This window comes from Brevundimonas sp. S1H14 (genome assembly GCF_047716865.1).
GTDB lineage: Bacteria > Pseudomonadota > Alphaproteobacteria > Caulobacterales > Caulobacteraceae > Brevundimonas > Brevundimonas naejangsanensis.
Window position 1 is genome coordinate 2,187,877 of sequence record NZ_CP136679.1, and the last position, 22,782, is coordinate 2,210,658.

The 22,782-nt window shown below is 64.3% G+C and carries 20 protein-coding genes and 1 pseudogene; 4 read left to right on the forward strand and 17 right to left on the reverse strand.

The annotated features are described in order from the left end of the window. Positions 1–2 precede the first annotated feature (2 nt). The 9 genes from RSD66_RS10720 to RSD66_RS10760 form a co-directional block, all read right to left on the reverse strand. Positions 3–1,730, reverse strand: a complete 1,728-nt coding sequence (locus RSD66_RS10720; protein ID WP_415287701.1) for an AMP-binding protein — start codon at positions 1,728–1,730, stop codon at positions 3–5. Next, the gene (locus RSD66_RS10725) at positions 1,727–3,013 is read right to left on the reverse strand and encodes an acetyl-CoA C-acetyltransferase (protein ID WP_415287702.1); all 1,287 of its coding nucleotides are present in this window, start codon (positions 3,011–3,013) and stop codon (positions 1,727–1,729) included. The genes RSD66_RS10720 and RSD66_RS10725 overlap by 4 nt, the downstream gene beginning before the upstream one ends. Further along, on the reverse strand, positions 3,007–3,894 hold the full coding sequence (locus RSD66_RS10730; RefSeq protein WP_415287703.1) for a MaoC family dehydratase: 888 nt from the start codon (positions 3,892–3,894) through the stop codon (positions 3,007–3,009). The genes RSD66_RS10725 and RSD66_RS10730 overlap by 7 nt, the downstream gene beginning before the upstream one ends. Beyond that, on the reverse strand, positions 3,891–5,219 hold the full coding sequence (locus RSD66_RS10735; RefSeq protein WP_415287704.1) for a 3-oxoacyl-ACP reductase: 1,329 nt from the start codon (positions 5,217–5,219) through the stop codon (positions 3,891–3,893). The genes RSD66_RS10730 and RSD66_RS10735 overlap by 4 nt, the downstream gene beginning before the upstream one ends. Then, entirely contained in the window at positions 5,219–7,711 is a 2,493-nt protein-coding gene (locus tag RSD66_RS10740; RefSeq protein WP_415287706.1) for an acyl-CoA dehydrogenase, read from the reverse strand. Before RSD66_RS10740 ends, RSD66_RS10735 begins: the two co-directional genes overlap by 1 nt. 75 nt (positions 7,712–7,786) lie before the next feature. Continuing rightward, the gene (locus tag RSD66_RS10745) at positions 7,787–8,236 is read right to left on the reverse strand and encodes a DUF2147 domain-containing protein (RefSeq protein ID WP_415287707.1); all 450 of its coding nucleotides are present in this window, start codon (positions 8,234–8,236) and stop codon (positions 7,787–7,789) included. Beyond that, positions 8,233–8,958 carry a Coq4 family protein gene (locus tag RSD66_RS10750; RefSeq protein WP_081650941.1) on the reverse strand — a complete coding sequence of 242 codons (726 nt, stop codon included), beginning with the start codon at positions 8,956–8,958 and terminating at the stop codon, positions 8,233–8,235. The genes RSD66_RS10745 and RSD66_RS10750 overlap by 4 nt, the downstream gene beginning before the upstream one ends. A 410-nt stretch (positions 8,959–9,368) precedes the next feature. Further along, entirely contained in the window at positions 9,369–9,851 is a 483-nt protein-coding gene (locus RSD66_RS10755; protein WP_415287708.1) for a protein activator of alkane oxidation PraB, read from the reverse strand. Between the two features lie 89 nt (positions 9,852–9,940). Beyond that, positions 9,941–12,925 carry a TonB-dependent receptor gene (locus tag RSD66_RS10760; protein ID WP_415287710.1) on the reverse strand — a complete coding sequence of 995 codons (2,985 nt, stop codon included), beginning with the start codon at positions 12,923–12,925 and terminating at the stop codon, positions 9,941–9,943. Between the two features lie 382 nt (positions 12,926–13,307). Here RSD66_RS10760 and RSD66_RS10765 point away from each other — a divergent pair. Beyond that, positions 13,308–13,475: pseudogene (locus tag RSD66_RS10765) on the forward strand (TetR family transcriptional regulator); the annotation flags it as partial. A 33-nt stretch (positions 13,476–13,508) separates the two neighbouring features. Next, the gene (locus RSD66_RS10770; protein WP_415289617.1) at positions 13,509–13,916 is read left to right on the forward strand and encodes a hypothetical protein; all 408 of its coding nucleotides are present in this window, start codon (positions 13,509–13,511) and stop codon (positions 13,914–13,916) included. A gap of 209 nt (positions 13,917–14,125) precedes the next feature. On the opposite strand, the gene guaA is transcribed toward RSD66_RS10770, so the two are convergent. From guaA to guaB, 5 genes are all read right to left on the reverse strand, one after another. Further along, positions 14,126–15,688 carry a glutamine-hydrolyzing GMP synthase gene (gene guaA, locus RSD66_RS10775; protein WP_415287711.1) on the reverse strand — a complete coding sequence of 521 codons (1,563 nt, stop codon included), beginning with the start codon at positions 15,686–15,688 and terminating at the stop codon, positions 14,126–14,128. Then, the gene (locus RSD66_RS10780; RefSeq protein ID WP_415287712.1) at positions 15,685–16,380 is read right to left on the reverse strand and encodes a 5'-methylthioadenosine/S-adenosylhomocysteine nucleosidase; all 696 of its coding nucleotides are present in this window, start codon (positions 16,378–16,380) and stop codon (positions 15,685–15,687) included. Before RSD66_RS10780 ends, guaA begins: the two co-directional genes overlap by 4 nt. After that, positions 16,377–17,672, reverse strand: a complete 1,296-nt coding sequence (locus tag RSD66_RS10785) for an RsmB/NOP family class I SAM-dependent RNA methyltransferase (RefSeq protein ID WP_415287713.1) — start codon at positions 17,670–17,672, stop codon at positions 16,377–16,379. The genes RSD66_RS10780 and RSD66_RS10785 overlap by 4 nt, the downstream gene beginning before the upstream one ends. Position 17,673: 1 nt before the next feature. Then, positions 17,674–18,072: an MAPEG family protein gene (locus RSD66_RS10790; protein ID WP_343829036.1), complete on the reverse strand. Its 399-nt coding sequence runs from the start codon at positions 18,070–18,072 to the stop codon at positions 17,674–17,676. A gap of 65 nt (positions 18,073–18,137) precedes the next feature. Beyond that, positions 18,138–19,598 carry an IMP dehydrogenase gene (guaB, locus tag RSD66_RS10795; protein ID WP_415287715.1) on the reverse strand — a complete coding sequence of 487 codons (1,461 nt, stop codon included), beginning with the start codon at positions 19,596–19,598 and terminating at the stop codon, positions 18,138–18,140. A 128-nt stretch (positions 19,599–19,726) separates the two neighbouring features. Between guaB and RSD66_RS10800 the strand changes: the two genes are divergently transcribed. Next, complete coding sequence (locus RSD66_RS10800) at positions 19,727–20,287, forward strand: DUF2061 domain-containing protein (protein WP_415287716.1); 561 nt, start codon at positions 19,727–19,729, stop codon at positions 20,285–20,287. Here RSD66_RS10800 and RSD66_RS10805 read toward each other — a convergent pair. Next, on the reverse strand, positions 20,284–21,006 hold the full coding sequence (locus RSD66_RS10805) for an RlmE family RNA methyltransferase (RefSeq protein ID WP_415287717.1): 723 nt from the start codon (positions 21,004–21,006) through the stop codon (positions 20,284–20,286). The two genes, RSD66_RS10800 and RSD66_RS10805, sit on opposite strands and share 4 nt — an antisense overlap. An 80-nt stretch (positions 21,007–21,086) precedes the next feature. On the opposite strand from RSD66_RS10805, the gene RSD66_RS10810 reads away from it, so the two are divergent. Then, positions 21,087–21,551: a peptidylprolyl isomerase gene (locus RSD66_RS10810; RefSeq protein WP_003167307.1), complete on the forward strand. Its 465-nt coding sequence runs from the start codon at positions 21,087–21,089 to the stop codon at positions 21,549–21,551. A gap of 23 nt (positions 21,552–21,574) precedes the next feature. On the opposite strand, the gene RSD66_RS10815 is transcribed toward RSD66_RS10810, so the two are convergent. Next, positions 21,575–22,090 (reverse strand): hypothetical protein, encoded by a 516-nt coding sequence (locus RSD66_RS10815; protein ID WP_415287719.1) that lies wholly within the window; start codon positions 22,088–22,090, stop codon positions 21,575–21,577. Continuing rightward, entirely contained in the window at positions 22,087–22,710 is a 624-nt protein-coding gene (locus tag RSD66_RS10820; RefSeq protein WP_119412294.1) for a methyltransferase family protein, read from the reverse strand. The genes RSD66_RS10815 and RSD66_RS10820 overlap by 4 nt, the downstream gene beginning before the upstream one ends. Positions 22,711–22,782 lie beyond the last annotated feature (72 nt).

The following is a 22,782-nucleotide window of genomic DNA, read 5'->3' on the forward strand; positions in this document are numbered from 1 at the left end:
GATCAGCCGCGCAGTTCGCGACGCAGCACCTTGCCCACCGCCGTCTTGGGCAGGGGTTCGCTGCGGAACTCGACGATGCGCGGCACCTTGTAGCCGGTCAGTTGCGCGCGGCTGTGAGCGATCAGCATCTCGGTCGTCAGCTCAGGCGATCGCGGCACCACGACGATCTTGATCCGCTCTCCCTGCGCCGCATCCGGCACGCCGACGGCGGCGACCTCCTCGACCAGAGGATGGCTGGCGACCACATCCTCGATCTCGCCCGGATAGACGTTGAAGCCGGACACCAGGATCATGTCCTTGATCCGATCCACCAGACGCACGCGCCCATCCGCCTGCATCACCCCGACGTCGCCGGTCGCCAGCCAGCCGTCGTCCGACAGCACCCTGGCCGTCTCGTCAGGCCGTTTCCAATAGCCCAGCATCACCTGGGGACCGCGCACATGCAGTTCGCCCTCTTCGCCGATCCCGGCCCAGCTCCCGTCCTCGCGGCGCATGCGAACCTCCGTCGAGGGCACCGGCAGGCCCACCGTTCCGTCGAAGCCCATCCCTTCCGGATGCTCCAGATCGACGCGCCCGATACAGACCACCGGCGACGTCTCCGTCAGGCCATAGCCGTCGATCAGCGGCGCGCCCGTCACCGCCTGCCATTCCTCCGCGACGACCCTCTGCGTCGCCATGCCTCCGGCGATGGTCAGCTTCAGATCCGAGAAATCGCGCTCTCGAAACGCCCGGCTCTTCATCAGGCTGACGAATAGGGTGTTCAGCCCGGTCATGCCGACGAAACGCTCCTTGCGCAGGATCCATTCCACCCGCTTGGCGTCGCGCGGATTGGCGATCAGGATGTTGCGCCCGCCCGCCCCGGTGAACATCATCAGGTTCGCGGTCAGCGAGAAGATATGGTAAAGCGGCAGCATGGTGACATTGCCCAGAGGCCGTGTCTGATCAATCTGATCCAGCAGCCAGACCCGCCCCTGAATCGTGTTGGCCAGGATGTTGCGATGGGTCAGCATCGCCCCCTTCGCCACGCCTGACGTGCCCCCCGTATATTGCAGGAAGGCGATGTCTTCAGGACTGATCTGCACCGGCTGCAACGTCAGTCGCCGGGCCTGTCCCATCACGCGCGTCCACCGATGCGAGCCCGGCAGATGATAGGCCGGAACCATCTTCTGCACGTGACGCATCAGGGCGCTGACGGCGACGCCCTTCAGTCCGCCCATCATGTCGCCCATGGCGGTAACGACGACGTGCCGAAGATCGGTTCCTTCGCGCGCCTGCTCCACTGTGGCGGCGAACATGTCCATGACCACCAGGACGACCGCCCCGCTGTCCTTCAGCTGATGGTTCAATTCACGCGGGGTGTAGAGCGGATTGACGTTGACCACCACCGCGCCCGCGAACAGCACCCCGAACAGGGCCGCCGGATATTGCAGGCAGTTGGGCATCATCAGGGCCACCCGTTCGCCCGGCTGAACCCCGACCGACTGAAGCCATGCGCCAAACGCCTTGGCCGCCTTCAGCATGTCGCCATAGGTCACGGCGGACCCCAGACTGACGAAGCCGGGACGGTCGGCGAACTTCAACGCATCCGCCTCGAACAGCTGGGGGACCGAGGCCCAGCGCGCCAACTCATCCTCGATGCAGACGGGCACGCCCTTGCGATAGGACTTCGTCCAGAAACGCTCGGCCCACAGCTGGTCCATCTCCGCAGCGTGATCCGTCACAGCGCTCATTTCTCGACCACTGCGACAACGCCCTGCCCGCCCGCCGCGCAGATGGAGATAAGCCCGCGCCCGCCGCCATTGCGGTCGATCATGGCGGCCAGATTGGCCAGGATGCGCCCGCCGGTCGCCGCGAACGGGTGCCCCGCCGCCAGCGAGCCGCCGTTGACGTTCAGCCTGGCACGGTCGATCGAACCCGGCGCGGCATCCAGCCCCAGCCTTGTGCGAGCGTAGTCCTCATCCTCCCAGGCCCTGAGCGTGCACAGCACCTGAGCGGCGAAGGCCTCGTGAATCTCATAAAAATCAAAATCCTGGAGCGTCAGGCCCAGCCGCGCCAACATGCGCGGAACCGCATAGGCGGGCGCCATCAACAGCCCTTCGTCCCCCCCGACGAAATCAACCGCCGCCGCCTCGCCGGTCCGCAGATAGGCCTGAATCGGCACCCCCCGCGCCTTGGCCCAGTCCTCGCTCGCCAGCAGCACGGTCGAGGCGCCATCCGTCAGGGGCGTGGAATTGGCCGCCGTCAGGGTGCCGTTCTCGCGGTCGAACACCGGCTTCATCGTCGCCAGCTTCGCCGGATCAATATCCGGCCGCAGGTTGTTGTCCCGCCTCAGCCCCCGATAGGGAATGACCACGTCGTCGAACAGACCCGCTTCCCAGGCGGCGGCGGCGTTGCGGTGACTGGCGACGGCCAGGGCGTCCTGATCCTCACGCGCGATGTTCCAGCGCTTGGCCATCAGTTCGCAGTGTTCGCCCATCGACAGGCCGGTGCGGGGTTCAGCGTTGCGCGGCGGCTCCGGTTTGAACGGGGCGGTCAGGCCTGCGCCCAACAGCGCCTTGATCCGACCGCCGGTCGTCTTCTCCCGGTTCGCCGCCAGCAGGGCCTTTCGGAACCGTTCGTTCAGAGCAATGGGCGCGTCCGACGTCGTGTCCACCCCGCCCGCGATCCCGACCTCGATCTGGCCCAGCGCGATCTTGTTGGCGACCAGGATGGCGGCCTCCAGCCCGGTGCCGCAGGCCTGAGACACGTCATAGGCCGGGGTGTCTGCGCCGATGGTCGTGCCCAGCACGCTTTCGCGGGTCAGGGCGATGTCGCGAGACAGCTTAAGCACCGCGCCCGCCGCCACCTCGCCCAGGCGCTGACCGTGCAGGTCGAAACGGTCGGTCAATCCCTGCAAGGCGGCGGTCAGCATGTCCTGGTTGGACGCCTCGGCATAGGCGGTGTTGGACCGCGCAAAGGGAATGCGGACGCCGCCGATAATGGCGACTCGACTCGGCGCAGGTGCGGTCAGCATGGGGCTTCATCCCTGGATGAAAGGGTCAAACGACCCCGCGTATGGATGCGCGATCCAACAGCGTCGCGCACTTCAAAATGGCGTTCACGGCCGCATGATCCAGCGTAAAACGCCGCCTTTCCGGGCAGGAACAGCGGCGCGCGAAAGGCGACCTCGACCTCGGCGACCTTCAAGGGTTGCGGCGGCGACAGGGCGGCGATGGCTCGCGCCTTGCTCCACATCCCGTGGGCGATCGCGCGGCGAAAACCGAACAGCCGCGCCCCCAACGCCGAAGTGTGGATGGGATTGGCGTCGCCGGAAACACGTGCGTAGCGACGGCCCAGGTCTTCAGAAAGCCTCCATGTCTCGCTTTGCGCGCCCGCTTCGTCGCTCGCCAGAACCGGCGCCGGTTCGCCCGATCCGGGCCGACCGACGCGCATGTAGAGGCTGGAGCCTTCCCACACGGTCTCCCCGTCGCGAACCGCCGTCGTCTCCAGCGTGAAGGCCTGTCCCTTGTCGTGGGCTACGAATCGTCCCGCCCGGACCCTCAACCTCAGCCGGTCGCCAAGGCCCAACCGCGCGTGCTGACGGATATGGTTGTGCAGGTGCACCAGACCGACCGCCGGATAGGGAAAGTCCGCCCCCAACAGAATCCGCATCTGCAGAGGAAAGGCCAGAACGTGGGGCCAGGTGATCGGCACGCCCTGCTCGGGCGCAAAGCCGCACACGCCGGCATAGGCGTCGACCGCCGTCGCCTCCAACACCACCTCACGTTCAAGCACGCGGCGCGGCAGCACCGGGTCAGACGGCGCTTTGCGTATCAGACCATGCAGGGCGCCGCCGACCACCGCCAGCCCTGACAGAGGAGCGTCGAACCGCTGGACCGCGCCGTCCACGATCATGCGCCCAGCAGGCTCTGGCCGCAGACGCGCACCACCTGCCCGTTGACGCCGCCCGATTCAGGATGCGCCAGCCAGGCGATCGTCTCGGCCACATCGACCGGGCTGCCCCCCTGCCCCATGCTGTTCATCCGGCGCCCTGCTTCGCGAATGGCGAAGGGGATGGCCGCGGTCATCCGGGTCTCGATGAAACCGGGCGCCACGGCGTTGACGGTCAGGCCGCTTGAAGCCGACTGCGATGCTAGGCGACGGACGGCCCCGATCCACGCCGCCTTGGACAGGGCGTAATTGGTCTGCCCCATGTTGCCGGCGACGCCGCTTAATGAGGATACGGCGACGATGCGGCCATTACGGCGCACTCCCCCGCCCTCGATCAGCGTCTGGGTGATCGCCAGCGGCGCCGACAGGTTGACCGCCATGACGCTGTCCCACTCGGCGGGTTCCATGCGGGCTATGGTGCGGTCACGGGTGATCCCGGCATTATGGATCACCACGTCGTAGCCGCCCCGCTTACGCGCATCGGCGAGCAGGGTCGCGGCCGCGTCAGACGCCGTGATGTCCAGCGCCAGGCTGTCGACGCCCAGTTCTTCCGACAGGGCGAAGAGGCCGTCCGCCGCCCCGGCCACATCCAGCGCCGTAACCTGGGCCCCCTCACTCGCGAACAGGCGGGTGATGGCTTCCCCGATCCCGCGCGAGGTGCCGGTGACCAGCACCTTTCGTCCTGAGTGGCCGGCTCCGGCTTCGCCTGTCTCGACCGGCGCGGCCACCCGGATCGACTGCCCCGAAACATAGGCCGAGCGCGGCGACAACAGAAACGCCAGCGTGCTTTCGGCGGCCGCCTCCGCGCCCGGCGTCACATAGAGCATATGGACGCCGATGTTGCGCCGAACCTCCTTGGCCAGTGAGCGGACGAAGCCCTCAAGCCCGCGCTGCACCGCCTCGCCTTCAGCATCTGCCATCAACTCGGGCGGGGCGCCGATCACAACGATGCGGCCATGTTCGGCTACCGAACGAACAGCCTGATGGAAGAAACCATACAGGCCCTTCGCCGCCTGGACGCGCGCGCAGTCCGAAGCGTCGAACACCAATGCGCCATAGCGCGCATCCGGCGACCATTCGGCATGAAGCCCATGCCCCGACGCCTGCATCAACCCCGCCAGAACGGCCGCCATGGGGCCGTCGCCGCTGGCCCCCAACAGACACGGGCCGACGATCCCCGCCCCCGCCTCTGCGCGACGTTGCAGCGGCGCCGGGCGCGGCAGGCCCAGGGCTCCCGTCACCCAACCGCCCACGCCCGAGTTGACGAAATTCAGATAGCGATCGCTCATCAGGCCGCCTTCTTTTTCGTCTTGGCGGGCGCCGTGTCCGTCGGCCGTCTCGCCAGACCAGCCGCGATATCGAAGTCCGGCGCGAAGTCGTCCACCTGGATCGCCTGATCGGCATGGGCGGCGAAACGACCGATCAACTCGCGCTCCTGCGTGGTGATCAGGCCCTTGCCTTGCGCTTCCACAGCCCAGTCATCCAGCAGGGTCAGATTCTGCGGCGCCCTTGCAATCACGCCTCCGCGCACGGCGTCCTTCAGCCGCCGCTCAATGGCTTCGACCTGCGGATAGAGATCAAAGGCGGCGAGCGTCACGGCGATGGGATCGACCTCCACCCGCGCCGTCCACGACCCGGCGATCAGACGGTCGCGCGCCGGGCCGTGGGTCTGAATCAGGGCGGCGACAGCGGCGGCGCAACGGTCGTCCGGTTCGGGCGCCTTCAGCCCGAACGGCGCCCCGATCAGCTTCAGGAACAGGGCTGCGCCCCGGCTTGGGTGATTGGCCAGCAGGCTGCGCCAGGCAGCGCCGGCTCGCGCCAGAGCGTCCTGCGCCGCCCAATGGACGAAAGGCAGGTCCTCCGCTGGACGGCCTTCATCCTCAAACCGCTTCAGCACGCTGCTGAGAATGAAGAGCTGAGACAGGATGTCGCCCAGACGCCCCGTCAGCGCGCCCTTTCTCTTCAAGGCGCCGCCCACGGTCGCCATCGACAGGTCCGAAGCCAGCGCCAGCAGGGTCGAGAGCCGCGTCGCGGCGCGATAATAGCGCTTCAACTGCGGCGCCGCGTCGCGAGGCGCCCCGATCAGGACGCCGCCCGTCAGGCCAAAGGTCAGCGCTCGCGCCATATTGCGGAACAGAAAACCGACATAGCCGAACAGGGCGGCGTCGAACGGCTTCAGCTCGCCCGCCTCCGCCGTCCGCATCAAGGTCAGGACATAGGGGTGGCAGCGGATCGCCCCCTGACCATAGATGATCAGGGTGCGGGTCATGATGTTGGCGCCCTCTACCGTGATGGCGATCGGCACCTGCTGATAGGCGCGCGCCAGATAGTTGCCAGGCCCCATACAGACGCCCTTGCCGCCAATCACGTCCATGGCGTCGTTGATGACGATGCGCGCGCGTTCGGTGACGTGATATTTGGCGATGGCCGAGACCACCGACGGCTTCTCGCCCTGGTCCAGCGCCGCCGCCGCCAGACGCCGGACGGCGTCGGTCGCATACAGATGGCCCGCCATCCGAGCCAAAGCCTCCTGCACGCCCTCAAAGGCGCCGATCGGCTGGTTGAACTGACGTCGGATGGCGACGTAGGCGCCGACCATCCCTACGGCCAGCTTGGACATGCCGACATTGGACGACGGCAGGGAGATAGCCCGGCCCGCCGCCAGACATTCCATCAACATGCGCCAGCCCGCCCCGACCTGAGCGCGCCCGCCGATCACCATCTCCATCGGCACAAAGACGTCGTCGCCCGTCGTCGGCCCGTTCTGGAAGACGGCGTTAAGCGGCCAATGCCGCCGCCCGATGTTCACGCCGGGATGATCACGCGGGATCAGAACACAGGTGATGCCCGGCTCGGCCTCGTCGCCCAATAGACCGTCAGGATCAACCGCGCGGAACGCCAGACCCAGCACGGTCGCGACCGGCGCCAGCGTAATGTAGCGCTTGCGCCAGCTGATGCGGAAACCCAGCGTCTCTTCGCCGTTCCACATCTGCTTGCAGACCACGCCCGTGTCCGTGATCGCGGCGGCGTCAGATCCCGCATAGGGGTTGGTCAGGGCGAAACAGGGAATCTCCTCCCCCCGCGCCAGACGCGGCAGATAATGGTCTTTCTGTTCTTCCGTGCCGTAGTGCAGCAGCAGCTCGGCCGGTCCCAGGGAGTTTGGCACCATCACCGACACCGCCGCCGCTGAACAGCGGGTCGACAGCTTCTGGATCACCTGACTGTGGGCATAGGCCGAGAACCCAAGCCCGCCGTATGCCTTGGGCACGATCATGCCCAGAAAGCCCTTGTCCTTGGCGTAGGCCCAGGCTTCAGGCGATAGATCCTGCCAGACCGAAGTGGTCTCCCAATCATTGGCGAGGTCGCACAGGTGCTCGGTTTCAACGTCCAGGAACCGCTGCTCCTCGGCTGTCAGGCTGGGTGAAGGCGTCGACAACAGCCGCCGCCAGTCGGGCCTGCCCGCAAAAAGCTCAGCGTCCCACCAGACATTGCCCGCCTCGACCGCCGCCTGTTCGGTGGCGCTCATGCGCGGCATGATCTGTCGAAAAGCCCCCATCGCCGGACGGGACAGCAAGGCCCTTCGCAGGGGCCTGAGCATCAGCAGCGCCAGGATCGGAACTGCTATCGCAGCCATGACGCCCGCCGTCGATGACGAGACGATCCCCAGCTTCCATCCCGCCAGAATCCACAGTCCGGCCAGCAAGGCCCACAACGCCATGCGGGCTTGATGAAAGGTCAGGATGAAACCAGCGCCCAAAGCGGCGCAGATCCATATCAACATGGTCGATCCCCCGCCGTCGCTGGCGCCGCCAGCCCTCCGGCCTATTCAAGCTTCAATCGAAAATCGTCGCCCGCCTCAGCGCAGGCGAGTCCAGGTCTGGGTGCGGCACAAAAGCGGAGCGGTGCAGGCCTGAACCGTCAGCCGGTCAGGCTCAGCCAGGGTCAGCCTGCCTGTAGCCGCGCTCTGGCCGCTTTCCGGGTCATACAGAGGGCCGCCGCTCCACGTCTGCGGCCCGCCTGAAAAGTCCTGCAGCACCACCAGTCCCTTGATCGGTCGGTCACGCAGCGCGGATCTACGGTTCCGCACATCACGCTGATCCGGATTGGCGCGCAGGGCGGCGGCGTCGACCAACCGCCCACACAACCTCGCCCCGCACCGCTCGATCGCCACCACGCCATTCTGCGCCGTCGTACGCCAGCGCCCCACAATGGCGTCGTCGTGCTGCGCCGTTGACGGCCCGGCGGCCAAGCCTAGGCCCGTCGTCAGGGCCAGGCCCGTCGCCCACACCCACGATCGCCGCCTCATCCCTTCCCGCCCAGATAGGCGTTGCGGACCGCCGGAGGCACCCGATCATAAATGGTCGGAGGCGAGATTTTCAACCGCCGCCGCGCTTCATCCAACGGCTCGGCCAGAAGCCGCTCGTAATCCTCGCCCGGCAGCCAGGCCGCGCGCTGTCCATTGCGCCAGGCCTGAAACACCGCCCGCCCGCAAGGAAAGCCGGTTCGGGCGCGCATGAACTGCACCGCCACGCCGCCGGCGATCAGGCCAAATCCGGCGCTGCGGGTCTGCGGCAGGGAAAAGGCCACAACGCACGCCTCGCCTAGGGCGTCTGAATGATAGCCGGTCAGCACATGCCAGATGTCATGAACATCACGCAGACGGCGCGCGTACCACGCACGCGGATGCGCCGCCTCAATCTCGGTGTCGGCCACCTTGCGGCTATCCTCCGCCAGGCCATAGGCGGTGAAGTTCTGCGGCTCGACAAAGGCGCGGTAGGCGGCCCCGACGGTGCCCGGCCCAAACCGCCCCAACCAGTCGCGATCCTGGAGGTAATCCGACAACTCCAGACGCTCATAGGCCTGCTGCCCGCCCATCGGCGTGTCCAGCATCCGCCGATAGCCCCAGTCCGGCGAGCGCCCCGACAGGGCGTTCATGATCTCGAACACCTGGCGCGTGTCGTCCTTGTCCGCCACCAGGCCGCGAAACGCCCGGATAGCCCGTACGGGCTGCACACGGCGGCTCGTCACATGCGTCGGCTGGCGAACGCCTCGATCCGCAGCATAAGGCGCCGCGAACATCGCTGAACCTGTTTGCACTGGCTCACTCCTCTATCGGAGATTAAATGACACTACCTACACTAATGTCATTTACAGCAATGTCAATTGCAAAAGACTATCAAGGCCACCCTGGATCGCCCTAGCCCGGCGCTGGGCGCCACAACGGAGGGAGACACAGCTATTTTCGAGCGAAAGGCGATGCAGGGTGATGGAGCCCGACATGCAAGCAATGTCGGCGATATTCTGCTCCATATATCGAGGCGCCAGCGCACAGACAGAGTCGAGACCAACTCCGCACGGCGCCTCAAACAAGAAGTTGAGGCCGTTTCTAAGTTAGATAAATCCCCTCGCAGGATTTGATCCTGCGAGGGGCCGCATCATTAGCTGATGGTACGAGCCGGAGTAATCTTGACCGAGCCATTGACGATCTTGCAAGGCGGATCGCCTGCATTTACCGGAGGAAGCGGGTTATTGTTAAAGGTAATGGTAGAAGTCGCGTTGTTCCAGTCCGCGTCAAACGTACCATAACAGGGCTTGTTTAGAACCGTATTAGCGCCAATCGTAACTCTAACCTTATTTGTTACGCCCGGAATTACGTCAAAAGACCATGCGCCATAGGGCTTAACTAGGCTAAGTGGGCCACAATAAAGAATATTTCCTGGAGAAAATGAACCACTCAGCGTTCCCCCAGAAGAGGTATTGCTACCAGTTCCAGAAACATTACAGTTTGCCGTAACTGATTGCTCCATCGTTACGTTTCCAGAAAATGTAAACGAACCGGTCGGAGACATCGTCTGCGCACCAGCACCCGAAGCGGCGCCGATAGCGAGAACGGAAGCGATAGTAAAAACAATCTTCTTCATAGTTTTTCCTTCCTTTGTTCCATAGCCCTCAAAAGAGAGCAGTAAATACTAACACCGATGCAAACAAAATCTACAAAATTATCGCACCATCAAAACTTTTTAGAAACTGAAATCGCCATCAACCTCGGATCCAAGGTAAACACGTTTGTGGTTAGTCCAGTATCATCACTATTTGTAAATGCGTCGGTTATCGGAGTCTTATCGAAGACATTCTTCACGTAGAACTGAACGGAAAGACCACTAACCACGTTTTCGGCAGTTACTGAAATGTTGGTATTATCCCATGACTTCAGCTTGTCATACTCGGTATTATAGATACGGAAATAGCTTTCGCCCTGCCAATAATAGTCTGCACGGAATGTAATATCCCAGCCATTAACAGGAAGCGTGTACTGAGTGCCTACATTCGCTGTCCAATTCGGCGAATTCGGCAATTCATTCCCGCTCAGATCTGCGTCAAAGCCGCGACCATAATTGGGAGCCTCCGTAACCCCGTCATAGGTAAAGCCAAAGAAGGCCCACATAGGTAAAATCGTGTCGAACTCGGGATTGAAGCTGCCGTAGCGCGCCGATCCGGAGCAGAGCGCCTGAAGCGCCTGTCCGGTCGTGGTCCCATCAAAACCGAAATTCAGGATGGTCTCGACGTGCTTGGTCGGCGCAATACAGTTGGAGGGCACCTGCACCCAGGGCCGTAACAGGGTCCAGTCTGCATTGCCCTGGGTGCGGTTCATCACATCGATGGACTTCTCACCATCAGCGACCCGCGTGTTCAGATAGCCGACGTTAGCGTCGATACGCCAGGCGGGCGTCGGATAGAAAGCGCCTTCCAATTCAATACCCCATATCCGTGCATCGAAATTCTCATTCAATGAGATCCGATCAACGATTTGGGAGACCTGGTAATCGCTATAATCATAATAGAAGGCCGTCGCATTGAGGCGCATCCGGCCGTCCATGAAACTATTCTTGGTCCCGACCTCAAAGGCGTTGATATATTCAGGAGCGAATTCAGACGCGAGAGGCTGATACTGGATGACTTCTGGATTGATATCAACGCGCGGAGGATTGGTGCCGCCACCCTTGTATCCTCGTGAATATGAAGCATAGACCAGCGTATCGTCTGAGAAAGCCACGTTCGGTTTCCAGTCCACGACAAACCGACCCGTCACCGCATCCCAGCTTTGCTTCACATCGGGTAAGGCCGGATAGCCGCGATTGACATAACCGCCAGACGATAAGCCAGGCGTTCCATCCGGTGACGCCCCGAGCAATAGCTGGCTGGGATAGGGCGTCGTGGTCTTGCGATCATCCGTATATCGCAGACCTGCAGTAACTCTGACCGTGTCCGCGACATCCCAATAGGCTTCGCCGAACACGCCTAGCGAGCGCGTACGCACTACATTTCGGCTACGGAAATAATTATGCCCATCGCCTTCAAGTTCGGAAAGCGGATAATATTCAACATATACACACTCACGCCACGAAGGAGCCGATGGATCTCCACATGGGATGGTATCCAGAAAACCAGATGAAAGCTTTTGATTATAGAAATATTCTCCGATAAAGGAGAACAGATTATTGAAAACATAGTAATTATCTTCTGATTTGAAATCGAGATAATTGGCGCCAAGACTGAAATTAAACCTCCCATCCCACGAAGATTGAAGGCGGAACTCCTGAGTAAACTGCTTATTGTCGGACTGGCTGACATCCACCGACAGGATGGACGATGAAGGACCCAGTTGCGGATCCGTGTAAATCCCGCCTGGCGCCGCAGGGCTTGGCGGAAGCGCCGGACCGCCCGGCCACGAACTGCGAACTATAGAAGAATCAGCAAAAATGTCGTTACTGACATATCTGCTATAATCTTGGGTAGAGTAATAGTCATCCTTAGCAAAGGCGGTTTGCGAATGGAAAGTCAGCCCATTATTAAATTCATATCGCCAATTCAACTGAACAACATCATTCTCAGCTCTGAATTTTGGATCGTATGCGGTTGATATTTCGCGCAGATCCTTAGACTGCGTCACCCCCGCATACGGGTCAGTCAGGTAGTAGAATGCGGATGCGGGAATAAATTCATCAGGATCATAGCCGTAGCTCATCAACGCGCCCATGAAGACATGACTGAACGCCCCACCGTTAGGCGTCCCATAGGCTGCGTCGTCGAACAGACTTGACGCCATACACCCCTGGCTCATCCGGTTCCGGGTGAAACTGTCCGTGACAGTGAAGGATCCGACCTGCGTAGGCCCCTCGTCCTTGGTGCATAGTTGCTTGCCCGTACGGGACCTCCGGTCATCTTCACCGAAATGTTCCCAAATCAGATTGGCGCTGAACCGGTCGGTCGGTTCCCAAGCCGCCGACAGACGTGTCGAGTACAGGTCACGATCATTGACGCGCGTTTCGTTGAACGTGTTGTAATCAAACCCCTCACGCTTCGTCAGTGACCCTGCACCTCGTATCCAGAAGGTATCCGTTACAGGAATGTTGACCATCATCTGGCCGCGCATGGAGTTATAATTTCCCGCTTCGGCCTTCATCATCGCGTCGAAGTTGGGGCCAGGCAGATTGGGGATCATGTTGACGACGCCACCCGTGGCGTTGCGCCCATACAAAGTCCCTTGCGGGCCTCGCAGGACCTCCACACGATTAACGTCTAGATATTCCTGCTCGAACAGTCGGTTACGTATCAACGGCGTATTGTTGAAGCTGACAGCCACCGCTGGATCCGATGAAGCTGAAATCGCTTTGGTGCCAACCCCCCGTATGGAAAAGTTATACATACTGAAATTGGACTTGGAAAAACTGACGTTGGGGACAGCCCGCACGAGTTCAGAACCGCCGTCGATCTTCATGGCGTCCAGGGTCTCGGCTGAGAGCGCCGTAACAGCGATCGGGACATCCTGAATGGATTGTTCACGCTTCTGGGCCGTGACGATGATGTCGCCAACCGACGTTGCGTCCTGGGAAGGCGCTGCATCCTGAGCCAGCGCAGGGCCGGCGGCTACAACTAGAGCGAAAGCCGACGCGGTGACAGCCAGACGCGCGCGATTACAGGCCGCTGAAGCCATGAAAACCCTCCCCTGCACGGCCCTGCTCCCCAGCTGGACCGAATGCTTCCTCCCGCCTTTATGTAGAGCTGACGACGAGGCGGATGCGCCGAAAGCCGACGCTATCGATCCATCTATTCATACCCATGTCAACAGCTTATTTACATTGATGTCCGGTAAATTTCCCGGCGGGTTTCGTCCTACTGCTCCATAGAACTCGAAAATAGGCGGCGCATCAGACACCCGCGGGCCGGCGTTAACCAACGGTTTCGCGAACCCTACCCTCGACCTTACGATCATCCGACAGCCGAGAGACCTCGCCAACGGCTTGCGGTTGCTCCGGACGGCCCGTAAGAGACTGCTATCTACATGAATGTCACTTTTATAAGCATCGACTGGAAAAATGGAAAAGCCGCGCCGCCGTCGCCGTTCGCCTGAGGAAGCTCGTCGTGAGGCTCTGGCGTCAGCACGGATTCTCTTGCTTTCGGGGGGGCCTAACGCCGTCACACTGGCCGCCGTTGCAGCTGAAATCGGCGTAACCCATGCAAACCTGATCCACCATTTCGGCTCAGCGGCCGGCCTCCAGTCAGCTCTGATGGGGTCGATGGTGGCTGATCTCAGCGACGCCCTGGACGCCGCCGTCGACCGATTACGCACCGATGAAGGGGCGCCGTTGGAGCTGATCAACGCCGTCTTCGACGCCTTCTCGGCCGGGGGCGCGGGACGCCTGGCGGCTTGGATCGCCTTATCCGGCGACCTGTCGCACCTCGAACCCGTGCGCGAAGCCGTTCAAAGCCTCGTCGTCGCCATCCAGGAGAAGCTGGGCCTAGGCGTAGACCTTCCTGACGAGACTGTTGGCTCGGCTGTCCTCTTCATCGCACTGGGCGCATTTGGCGATGCCCTGATAGGCGCTCCCCTTCGAGGCATGCTTGGTCAATCCGAGGACGCCAGTCGCAGGGTCACGGCCAGTTTGCTGCCGACTTTCCTCGCCATGCGCCCGCGCACCGCCTAGTGCGCGCGCAGCGCCTTTGGGCGTGCTCCCACAAGCGATCGCTTGATCCCGAAGCCGTTCACCGACTTCGGCGAGCATTCCACCAAAGGGTCGGCGTCACAAAAGCGAGACCCTCCGAAAGGCTTCGAAGGGTCTCGTCAAATCCACTTTTGTTCAGTGACTATCGGCGCTTTCGGAAGTGACTTCGAAAGGGCGCCATAAGGCGTGAATCACTCCCACTCGATCGTCCCTGGCGGCTTGGAGGTCACGTCGTAGACGACGCGGTTGACGCCGCGGACTTCGTTGATGATGCGCGTGGCGGTCTTGGCCAGCACATCCCACGGGAACTGATAGAAATCAGCCGTCATGCCGTCGGTCGAGGTGACCGCGCGCAGGGCCAGCACCTTTTCATAGGTGCGGGCGTCGCCCTGGACGCCGACGGTCTTGACCGGCAGCAGAACGGCGAAGGCCTGCCAGATGTCGTCGTACAGGCCCGCCTTGCGGATCTCATCCAGATAGATGGCGTCCGCGTCCTGCAGCGTGGCGACAGCCTCCGGCGTGATCTCGCCGGGGATGCGAATGGCCAGGCCCGGTCCGGGGAAGGGGTGGCGACCGACGAAGGCGTCGGTCAGGCCCAGCTCGCGACCTAGCGCGCGGACCTCGTCCTTGAACAGTTCGCGCAGCGGCTCGACCAGCTTCAGCTTCATGAAGTCCGGCAGGCCGCCGACGTTGTGGTGGCTCTTGATGACGTGCGAGGGGCCGCCGGTCGGGGACACGCTCTCGATCACGTCGGGATAGAGGGTGCCCTGGGCCAGGAAGGCGGCGCCTTCGATCTTGTTCGCCTCGCGGTCGAACACCTCGATGAAGACGCGGCCGATGGTCTTGCGCTTGGTTTCCGGGTCCGAAATCCCGGCCAGTTCGCCGAGGAATTCCTTCGACGCGTCAACATGCACCAGCGGGATGTTGTAGTGCTCGCGGAACAGGGTCGTGACCTGATCGGCCTCGCCCTTGCGCATCAGGCCGGTGTCGACGAAGACGCAGGTCAGCTGGTCGCCGATGGCCTCGTGGATCAGCACGGCGGCGACCGATGAGTCGACCCCGCCCGACAGGCCGCAGATGACCTTGGCGTCGCCGACCTGTTCACGAATCTTGGCGATCTGCTCGTCGCGATAGGCGGCCATGGTCCAGTCGCCGGTCAGGCCCGCCACGCCGTGGGTGAAGTTCTTCAGCAGCTGGGCGCCGCGCGGGGTGTGCACCACCTCGGGGTGGAACTGCACGCCGTAGATCTTGCGCGTCTCATCGGCGATGGCGGCGAAGGGCGCGCCTTCCGAGGTGGCGATGACGTGGAAGCCCTCCGGCAGGGCCGTCACGCGGTCGCCGTGGCTCATCCACACCGGCTCGCGATGGTCGATGGCGCCGATGCCCGCGAACAGAGGGCTGTCCCTGGTGATGACGATCTCGGCGCGGCCGAACTCGGCGTGGTGGCCGCTCTCGACCTTGCCGCCCAGCTCGGCGCAGATCAGCTGTTCGCCGTAGCAGATGCCCAGGATCGGCGCGCCATAGTCGAAGACGGCGCGGTCGACGCGCGGGCTGTCGGCGTCAGTCGTCGAATTGGGGCCGCCCGACAGGATGATGGCCTGCGGCTGCATCGCCGCCAAAGCTTCACCCGCCTTGTTGAACGGATGGATTTCGCAATAGACGCCGGCCTCGCGCAGGCGGCGCGCGATCAGCTGCGTCACCTGACTGCCGAAATCGACGATGAGCACCTTCTGGTGTTGGGTCGGCTGGGTCATGAGGTCGAATCCGGGGCGAGCGATTGCGCGAGGGTTTGGCCCTGAAGGGCCAGAATTTCAAGGGCGGAGAGGCCGTGATCCGTCAGCACCGCGATCAGGCTGTCCACGGCCTGGGCCAGGTTCTCGTCCACCAGATGCAGGGTCGAGGTCCAGTCATGCAGGCCGGTCAACTCGGCCTTGCCGTCCGACACGCCGCGCAGGGCGACGAGAGGCAGGCCGAAGTTCTGGGCCGCGCGCACCAGCGCCCACGTCTCCATGTCCACCATCTCGGCGTCGATGGCGTCATAGGCGGCGCCCGAGACGACGTTGCCGCCGGTCGACAGGCGCGCGCTTGGCACGCCGGGGATGGGGCACGGCAGTGGCAGAACGGCGGGCATGTCGAGCAACGGCGTCACGCCCTTCTCGAACCCCAGGGCGCTGGCGTCCATGTCGCGATAGGCCACGGACGACGCCTGATAGACTGCCGCATGATCCAGAACGCGCGACCCGCACGAGCCCAGCGACAGGATCAGATCCGGCGTCTCTCCCCTCGCCTCCAGCCGCGCCAGAGCCGCCGTCAGCGCCACAGCCCCCTCGACCGGCCCGATGCCGGTCATCAGCGGGTCGATGCGGGCGCGCAGGTGTTCGCCGTATTCCGCAGGCGCCGCCATCACCGGCAGGACGGTGACGGCGCCGTAGCGTTCCAGTCTCACGAAGCGCGCTCGTACAGGGCGATGAAGAAGCCGTCCGTGCCGGTCGCGGCGGGCGACAGACGCAGGCGGTTTCCTTGCGCCAGCGCGGTCAGGCGTTCGCGCCCCGCCTCGGTCAGGTCCGCGCTATGCGCCGCATCGGCGACAGGGACGGGCTTGAAGTCCGAATGCGCGGCCTCAAAGGCGGCTGCCGTGGCCTCGTTCTCGGCGCCCAGCACCGAGCAGGTGACATAGGCCAGACGCCCGCCCGGCCGCACCAGCTTGGTCGCCTGCCCCAGAATGCGCAGTTGCAGCGCATGCAGGCGCGCGACTTCCTCTGCCGTCAGGCGCCAGCTGTCCTCCGGCCGACGCCGCCAGGCGCCCGAGCCCGAGCAGGGCGCGTCGACGAACACCACGTCAGCCTGACCGTTCAGGTCCTCGACCCCGCCGCCATTGGTGCCCAGCAGGCGCAGGTCGGCCTCGACGCCCGCGCGGGCCAGTCGCGGCTTCACATTGTCCAGCCGCTTGGCCGAGACGTCGCAGGCGATCAGCGCGCCCTGCCCCTGCATGGCCTGCACCAGACCCAGCGTCTTGCCGCCGCCGCCCGCGCAGTAATCCACCACCGTCGCGCCGGGGAAGGCGCCGGACAGCCAGCCGACAACCTGGCTGGCCTCGTCCTGAATCTCGAAATGACCGTTCTGGAAACCGTCCAGCGGCTGCACGTTCGGCGCGGGCTCCGCGTCCAGACGCAGGCCCCAGCCCGACAGCTCCGTGCGCTGGGGCGACAGACCGGCGTCGCGTAGTTCGGCCTCGACCTCTTCCATCGTGGCGCGCAGACCGTTGACCCGCAGGTCGACCGGAGCGCGACCGCTCAGGGCTTCAACCTCTTCACGCCAGCGGTCGCCGTGGACCGCCTTCAGGTCCGCCGTCACGAAGTCCGGCAGGGCGACCTCGGCCAGATCGGCCGCGTCCTCGTGCGCCGCGATGCGGCCGCGTTCGTGCTTGGACAGGGGACGCGGGCCATAGCCTTCGCCGTTGTAGAGGCCTTCGATCTCCTCCAGCGTCGCGCCGTCCAGCAGCGACAGGGCGCCGACGATCAAGGCGCGTCCGTCCTGACGCCCGCCCATGAAGGCCGACAGACGGCCCCGCGCGCGCAGCACCTGATACACGCGCTCGGCGATGGCGCGGCGGTCGCCTGAACCGGCATAGCGGTTCTGCTGGCTCCAGGCCTTGAGCACGGCGTCCGCGGGCTGACGGCCCTGCGAAATGCTGTCGATGATGGCGGCGGCGGCGGCCAGACGGGCGGCTGGGGTCAAATCAGACTCGGATGAAAAGGGCCAGAAGGCACAGCGCCAGTCCCGCGAGCGAGACCAGCCAGACCAGCGACCGGATATAGGGAACGCCCAGGGCGTACAGCGGGATATAGGCGACGCGCGCCCAGAAGTAGAGGGCCGCGCCCCACGCCGTCAGCGCGCCGGTCCGATCGGCGACCTGGGCGATCAGCACGGCGCCGATGAACAGCGGCAGGGTCTCGAACAGATTGGCCTGCGCCCGCTCCAGTCGTCCCACGACAGGGCTTTTAGCCTCAGGCGTCTTGTCCCGCGCTCCGGCGTTCCAAGACAGGCCGAACTCGCGCGTCCGAGCGAAGGCGGGCAGGAAGACCTGCACCAGGGCCAGCACCAGCGTCGCCGCCAGATAGGTCAGTTCAGTTGTCACGCCCGTCTCCTGTTCTACTCGCCCAAAACAAAACCGCTCCCGGCCGGGGCCGGGAGCGGATCAGGTCAGCCCTGACGATAGTTGGGCGCCTCGCGCGTGATCATCACGTCGTGGACGTGGCTTTCACGAAGGCCCGCATTGGTGATGCGGACAAAGCGCGCGCGCTCCTGGAAGTCCGCGATGGTGGCGCCGCCCACATAGCCCATCGAGGCGCGCAGCCCCCCGACCAGTTGGTGCACCACGGGGGCGATCGGCCCCTTATAGGCGGTCTGGCCCTCGATGCCCTCGGGGACCAGCTTCTCGGACGAGACTTCCTTCTGGAAGTAGCGGTCGGCCGAGCCGCGCGCCATGGCGCCCACCGAGCCCATGCCGCGATACGACTTGTAGGACCGACCCTGGTACAGGAAGACCTCGCCGGGGCTTTCGTCCGTGCCTGCGAACATCGAGCCCATCATGGCGACATTGGCGCCCGCCGCGATGGCCTTGGCCAGATCGCCCGAGAACTTGATGCCGCCGTCGGCGATGACCGAAGCGCCCGTGCCTTCCGCCGCGCGGGCGGCGTCGACGATGGCCGTCAACTGCGGCACGCCCACGCCCGCAACGATGCGGGTGGTGCAGATGGAACCCGGCCCGATGCCGACCTTCACCGCATCGGCGCCCGCGTCGATCAGGGCGCGGGTGGCGTCATAGGTGGCGACGTTGCCGGCGATGATCTGGACGCGGTTGTTCTCGCGCTTGATCCGCTCGACCACCTGGGCGACCGAGGCCGAGTGGCCGTGGGCGGTGTCGATCACCACCACGTCCGCACCCGCATCGGCCAGCGCCATCGCCCGCTCGAAGCCGGCGTCGCCGACGGTCGAGGCGGCGCCGACGCGCAGACGGCCCTGCTCGTCCTTGCAGGCGTTAGGGAAGGCCTGCGCCTTCTGAATATCCTTCATCGTGATCAGGCCGACGGCGCGATAGGCGTCGTCCACCACGATGACCCGCTCGATCTTGCGGGTGCGCAGCAGCTCGCGCGCCGCCTCGCGCCCGGCCGAACCTTCGCGCAGGGTGATCAGCTCGCCGGTCGTCATCAGATCGGCGGCCTTGAGGTTCAGGTCCGTCTCGAAGCGCATGTCGCGGTTGGTCAGCATCCCGACCAGTTTGCCGCTCTTCGGATCGACCACGGGGAAGCCGGTGATCTTCTTGCGCTCGACGATCTGGAGCACTTCGCCCAGCGTCGTGTCAGGGGCGACCGTGACCGGGTTCACCACCATGCCGCTTTCATAGCGTTTGACGGCGCGGACCTCTTCGGCCTGCTCGTCTATCGTCATGTTCCGGTGCAGCACGCCCAGGCCGCCGGCCTGCGCCATGGCGATGGCCAGACGGCTTTCCGTCACCGTGTCCATGGCGGACGACAACAGCGGGATGTTCAGTTTGATTTCGCGCGTCAGCTGGGTCGAGACATCGACATCAGCGGGCATGACCTCGGACGGACCGGGTTCGAGCAAAACGTCATCGAAGGTTAGGCCTTCGCGTATCTCCATTTGGAGCCTCCATTTTGCGGGCCGCGTATAGCCCCCGTTGGCGGGGAACCGCAACCCCAAGCCCGCGCTATCGTGCATATAAGAGGAATTGCCTTGAAACGGACGGCGAAGGGCCGCATTCCCCGACAATGGTTCGCATCTTGATCAACACGGCGCGACAGCTCGCTCTCAAGATCGCGAGCTATGGCGTGATGCACCTGATCGTGGCCATCCTGGTGGCCTTCGCCCTGACGCGCGACTGGCGGCTGGCGCTGGCGGTCGGCGTGGTCGAGCCGATCGTCCAGACCGTCGCCTATTCCATCCACGACCGCGTCTGGCACCGGGTCGAGCGGCGCAAGATGCTGTCCGGCGTCGAGGAAACGGCCGAGGCCTTCACCGCCCGCCTGGAGGTCATGGACGCGCATGAGCAGAACCGCGCCCACAACCATCATGGCCACAGCCACGCCCTGCCCCGCAACCTGAAGCAGGTGGCGCTCAAGACCGTCACCTATGGCGTGATGCACTTCACCGTGGCGGTGCTGGTGGCCTTCGCCCTGACGCGCGACATCCGCATCGCCCTGGCCATCGGCACGATCGAGCCGCTGGTGCAGACGGTCTTCTTCACCCTGCACGACCGCATCTGGACGCGCGCCGAAGCAAGGAAAGCCGCCCGGCGCGCCGCCTCTCAGGCGGACGGCGCGTCCGCCTAACGCTTGTTCAGCGCCACCAGGAAGACCTCGGCGCTGCCCTTGCGGCTCGATTCCGGCTTCACATACTTCACCGTCTCGAACTCCTCGCGCAGGCGCGTCAGCACCCCGCCGGCGTCGCCGCCCTGGAAGTTCTTCGACACGAAATTCCCACCCGGCCTCAGCGTGCGGATGGCGAAATCGGCCGCGATCTCGATCAGGGCGATGATCTTCAGGTGGTCCGTCTGACGGTGGCCGATCGTGTTGTGCGCCATGTCCGACAGCACCAGATCAGGCGGTCCGCCGATGGCGTCCAGCATCTGCTGATCCACGCCCGGATCGGTGAAGTCCGCCTGAATCAGGGTCGCGCCCGGAATCGGCTCGATCATCAGCAGGTCCACGCCCGCCACCGCCGCCGCACCACGATCCAGCGCCACCTGCACCCAGCCGCCCGGCGCGGCGCCCAGGTCGATGACCCGCGAGCCGCGCTTGATCAGACGGTACCTGTCGTCGATCTCCATCAGCTTGAAGGCCGCGCGGCTGCGCCAGCCCTCGGCGCGCGCACGGTCGGACCATTCGTCCGACAGTTGGCGTTTGATCCACGCCTGGCTGGACAGGGACTTCTTGTCGGCCGTCTTGATCTTCTGGCCGACCTTGCGGCCCGAGGCCGTGCCGCCCGTAGGCAGACGCACCATTCGGCGGCGTTCCTGCGGCTTGTCGGCGGGCTTTTCGTCTTCACTCATGCTTCCCACATAGCCCTGACGGCGTTCAGCCGCTATGACCCGCGCACAATTCCGGCTCGCATAACCTCAAGGAGCGCCCGATGGCCGACCAAACCCTGACCTTCACCCTGGACACCGGCGACGGCGAAGACCGCAACGTCGTCATCAAGCTGCGCGACGACCTGGCGCCCAACCACGTCAAGCAGATCACCGACCTGGCCAAGGAAGGCTTCTACGACGGCGTGGTCTTCCACCGCGTGATTCCGGGCTTCATGGCCCAGGGCGGCGACCCGACGGGCACCGGCACCTCGGGTTCGTCCAAACCGAACCTGAAGCAGGAATTCTCGAAGGAGCCGCACGTCCGCGGCGTCTGCTCGATGGCCCGCACCGCCAACCCGGACAGCGCCAACTCGCAGTTCTTCATCTGCTTCGACGACGCCCGCTTCCTCGACGGCCAGTATACCGTCTGGGGCGAAGTGATCGAAGGCATGGAACACGTCGACGCCCTGCCCAAGGGCGAGCCCCCGCGCGCGCCGGGCAAGATCGTCAAGGCGACCGTCGCCTAAGGATCGGTATAAGCGGCGGGGGATCAGTCCCCCGCCCACCACCGCATCGACACCCCGTCGAAGGTCCGGTCCCCGACCTTCAGCCGTCCTTTCAGGACCACGCCCTGATCGCCCAGATTGCGCCGCGCCGTCGCCAGCGCATCCTGATCCAGCGCCCCTTCGAACGACACCGCGCCCAGCTCGCGCGACGACGCCTCAAAGCGCACACGGTCCTCGGTCACCTCATAGGCCGTCGGAATCAGCCGCGTGCGCCGCTTACTGTCCCCCGCCTCGAACTCCATCATGATCGGGGCGAAACCCGCCGTACGCGCGCCGTCGCGCCAGGCGATGAAGTCGGGAACCTGTCCCATGAACAGGTGATGCAGCCGCCAGTCCCCGACCTGCACCGCCGTCGTGGGGATGTAGTAGCCGGACACGTCCTCCGGCAGGTCGTGCCTGAAGGCCGTCGCCGAGGGCGCCTTGTCTGGCGCCGCCCCCCGATCACAGGCCGCCGCCATCAGGGCCAGAGCCCCGGCCAACAGGATCGGCAGCGCCCTCAAGGCAGATGCACCAGAGCCGACAGCCAGCCCATGTCCTGAAGATGCTCGACCGACTCGAACAGCGGCACGGCCAGCAGGAAGACCAGACCGTCACGCAGCGTCGTCAGGAAGAACTGCGGCCGCACCTCCAGGCTGTCGGCGTCGCGCCATTTGGAGAAGTCCGGTCCGAACCGCGGCGTCCGCGCGCAATAGTCCGCATAGGTCTGGCCGAAGGCGCCCGCCAGCCAGGCCTCCTCGCGCTTCACCGTGGCGTAGAAGACCGCCACCGTCAGCAGCAGGAAGACGGTCGCCAGCGTCACGCTGCCCGTCTGCGCCCCCACGCCGAACGCCCCCATGAAGCTGAACACATACAGCGGGTTGCGGCTGATCGAATAGGGACCGCGATCGACGATCTCGGCCTTCTTGCGTCCGCCGATATAGAGGGAGCACCAGGCCCGCCCGACGATGCAGACGACGATCAGGCCCAGGCCGAACGCTTCCAGCCCTTCGTGCAGCATGGTCTCGCCGCCGATGGACCGGCTCACGAAGGCCAGTCCGACCACTCCGATCAATCCGACCAGAAGCGCCGCCTTGCGCAGTTTCTGCACCCGTTGGAGGTCAAACCCTTGCGTCGCCGACATCTATATTTCCTCGACTGATGAGGGTGCGACAGAACGCCGCTCTGACGGCGGATTCAAGGCCTATCTTTGCAA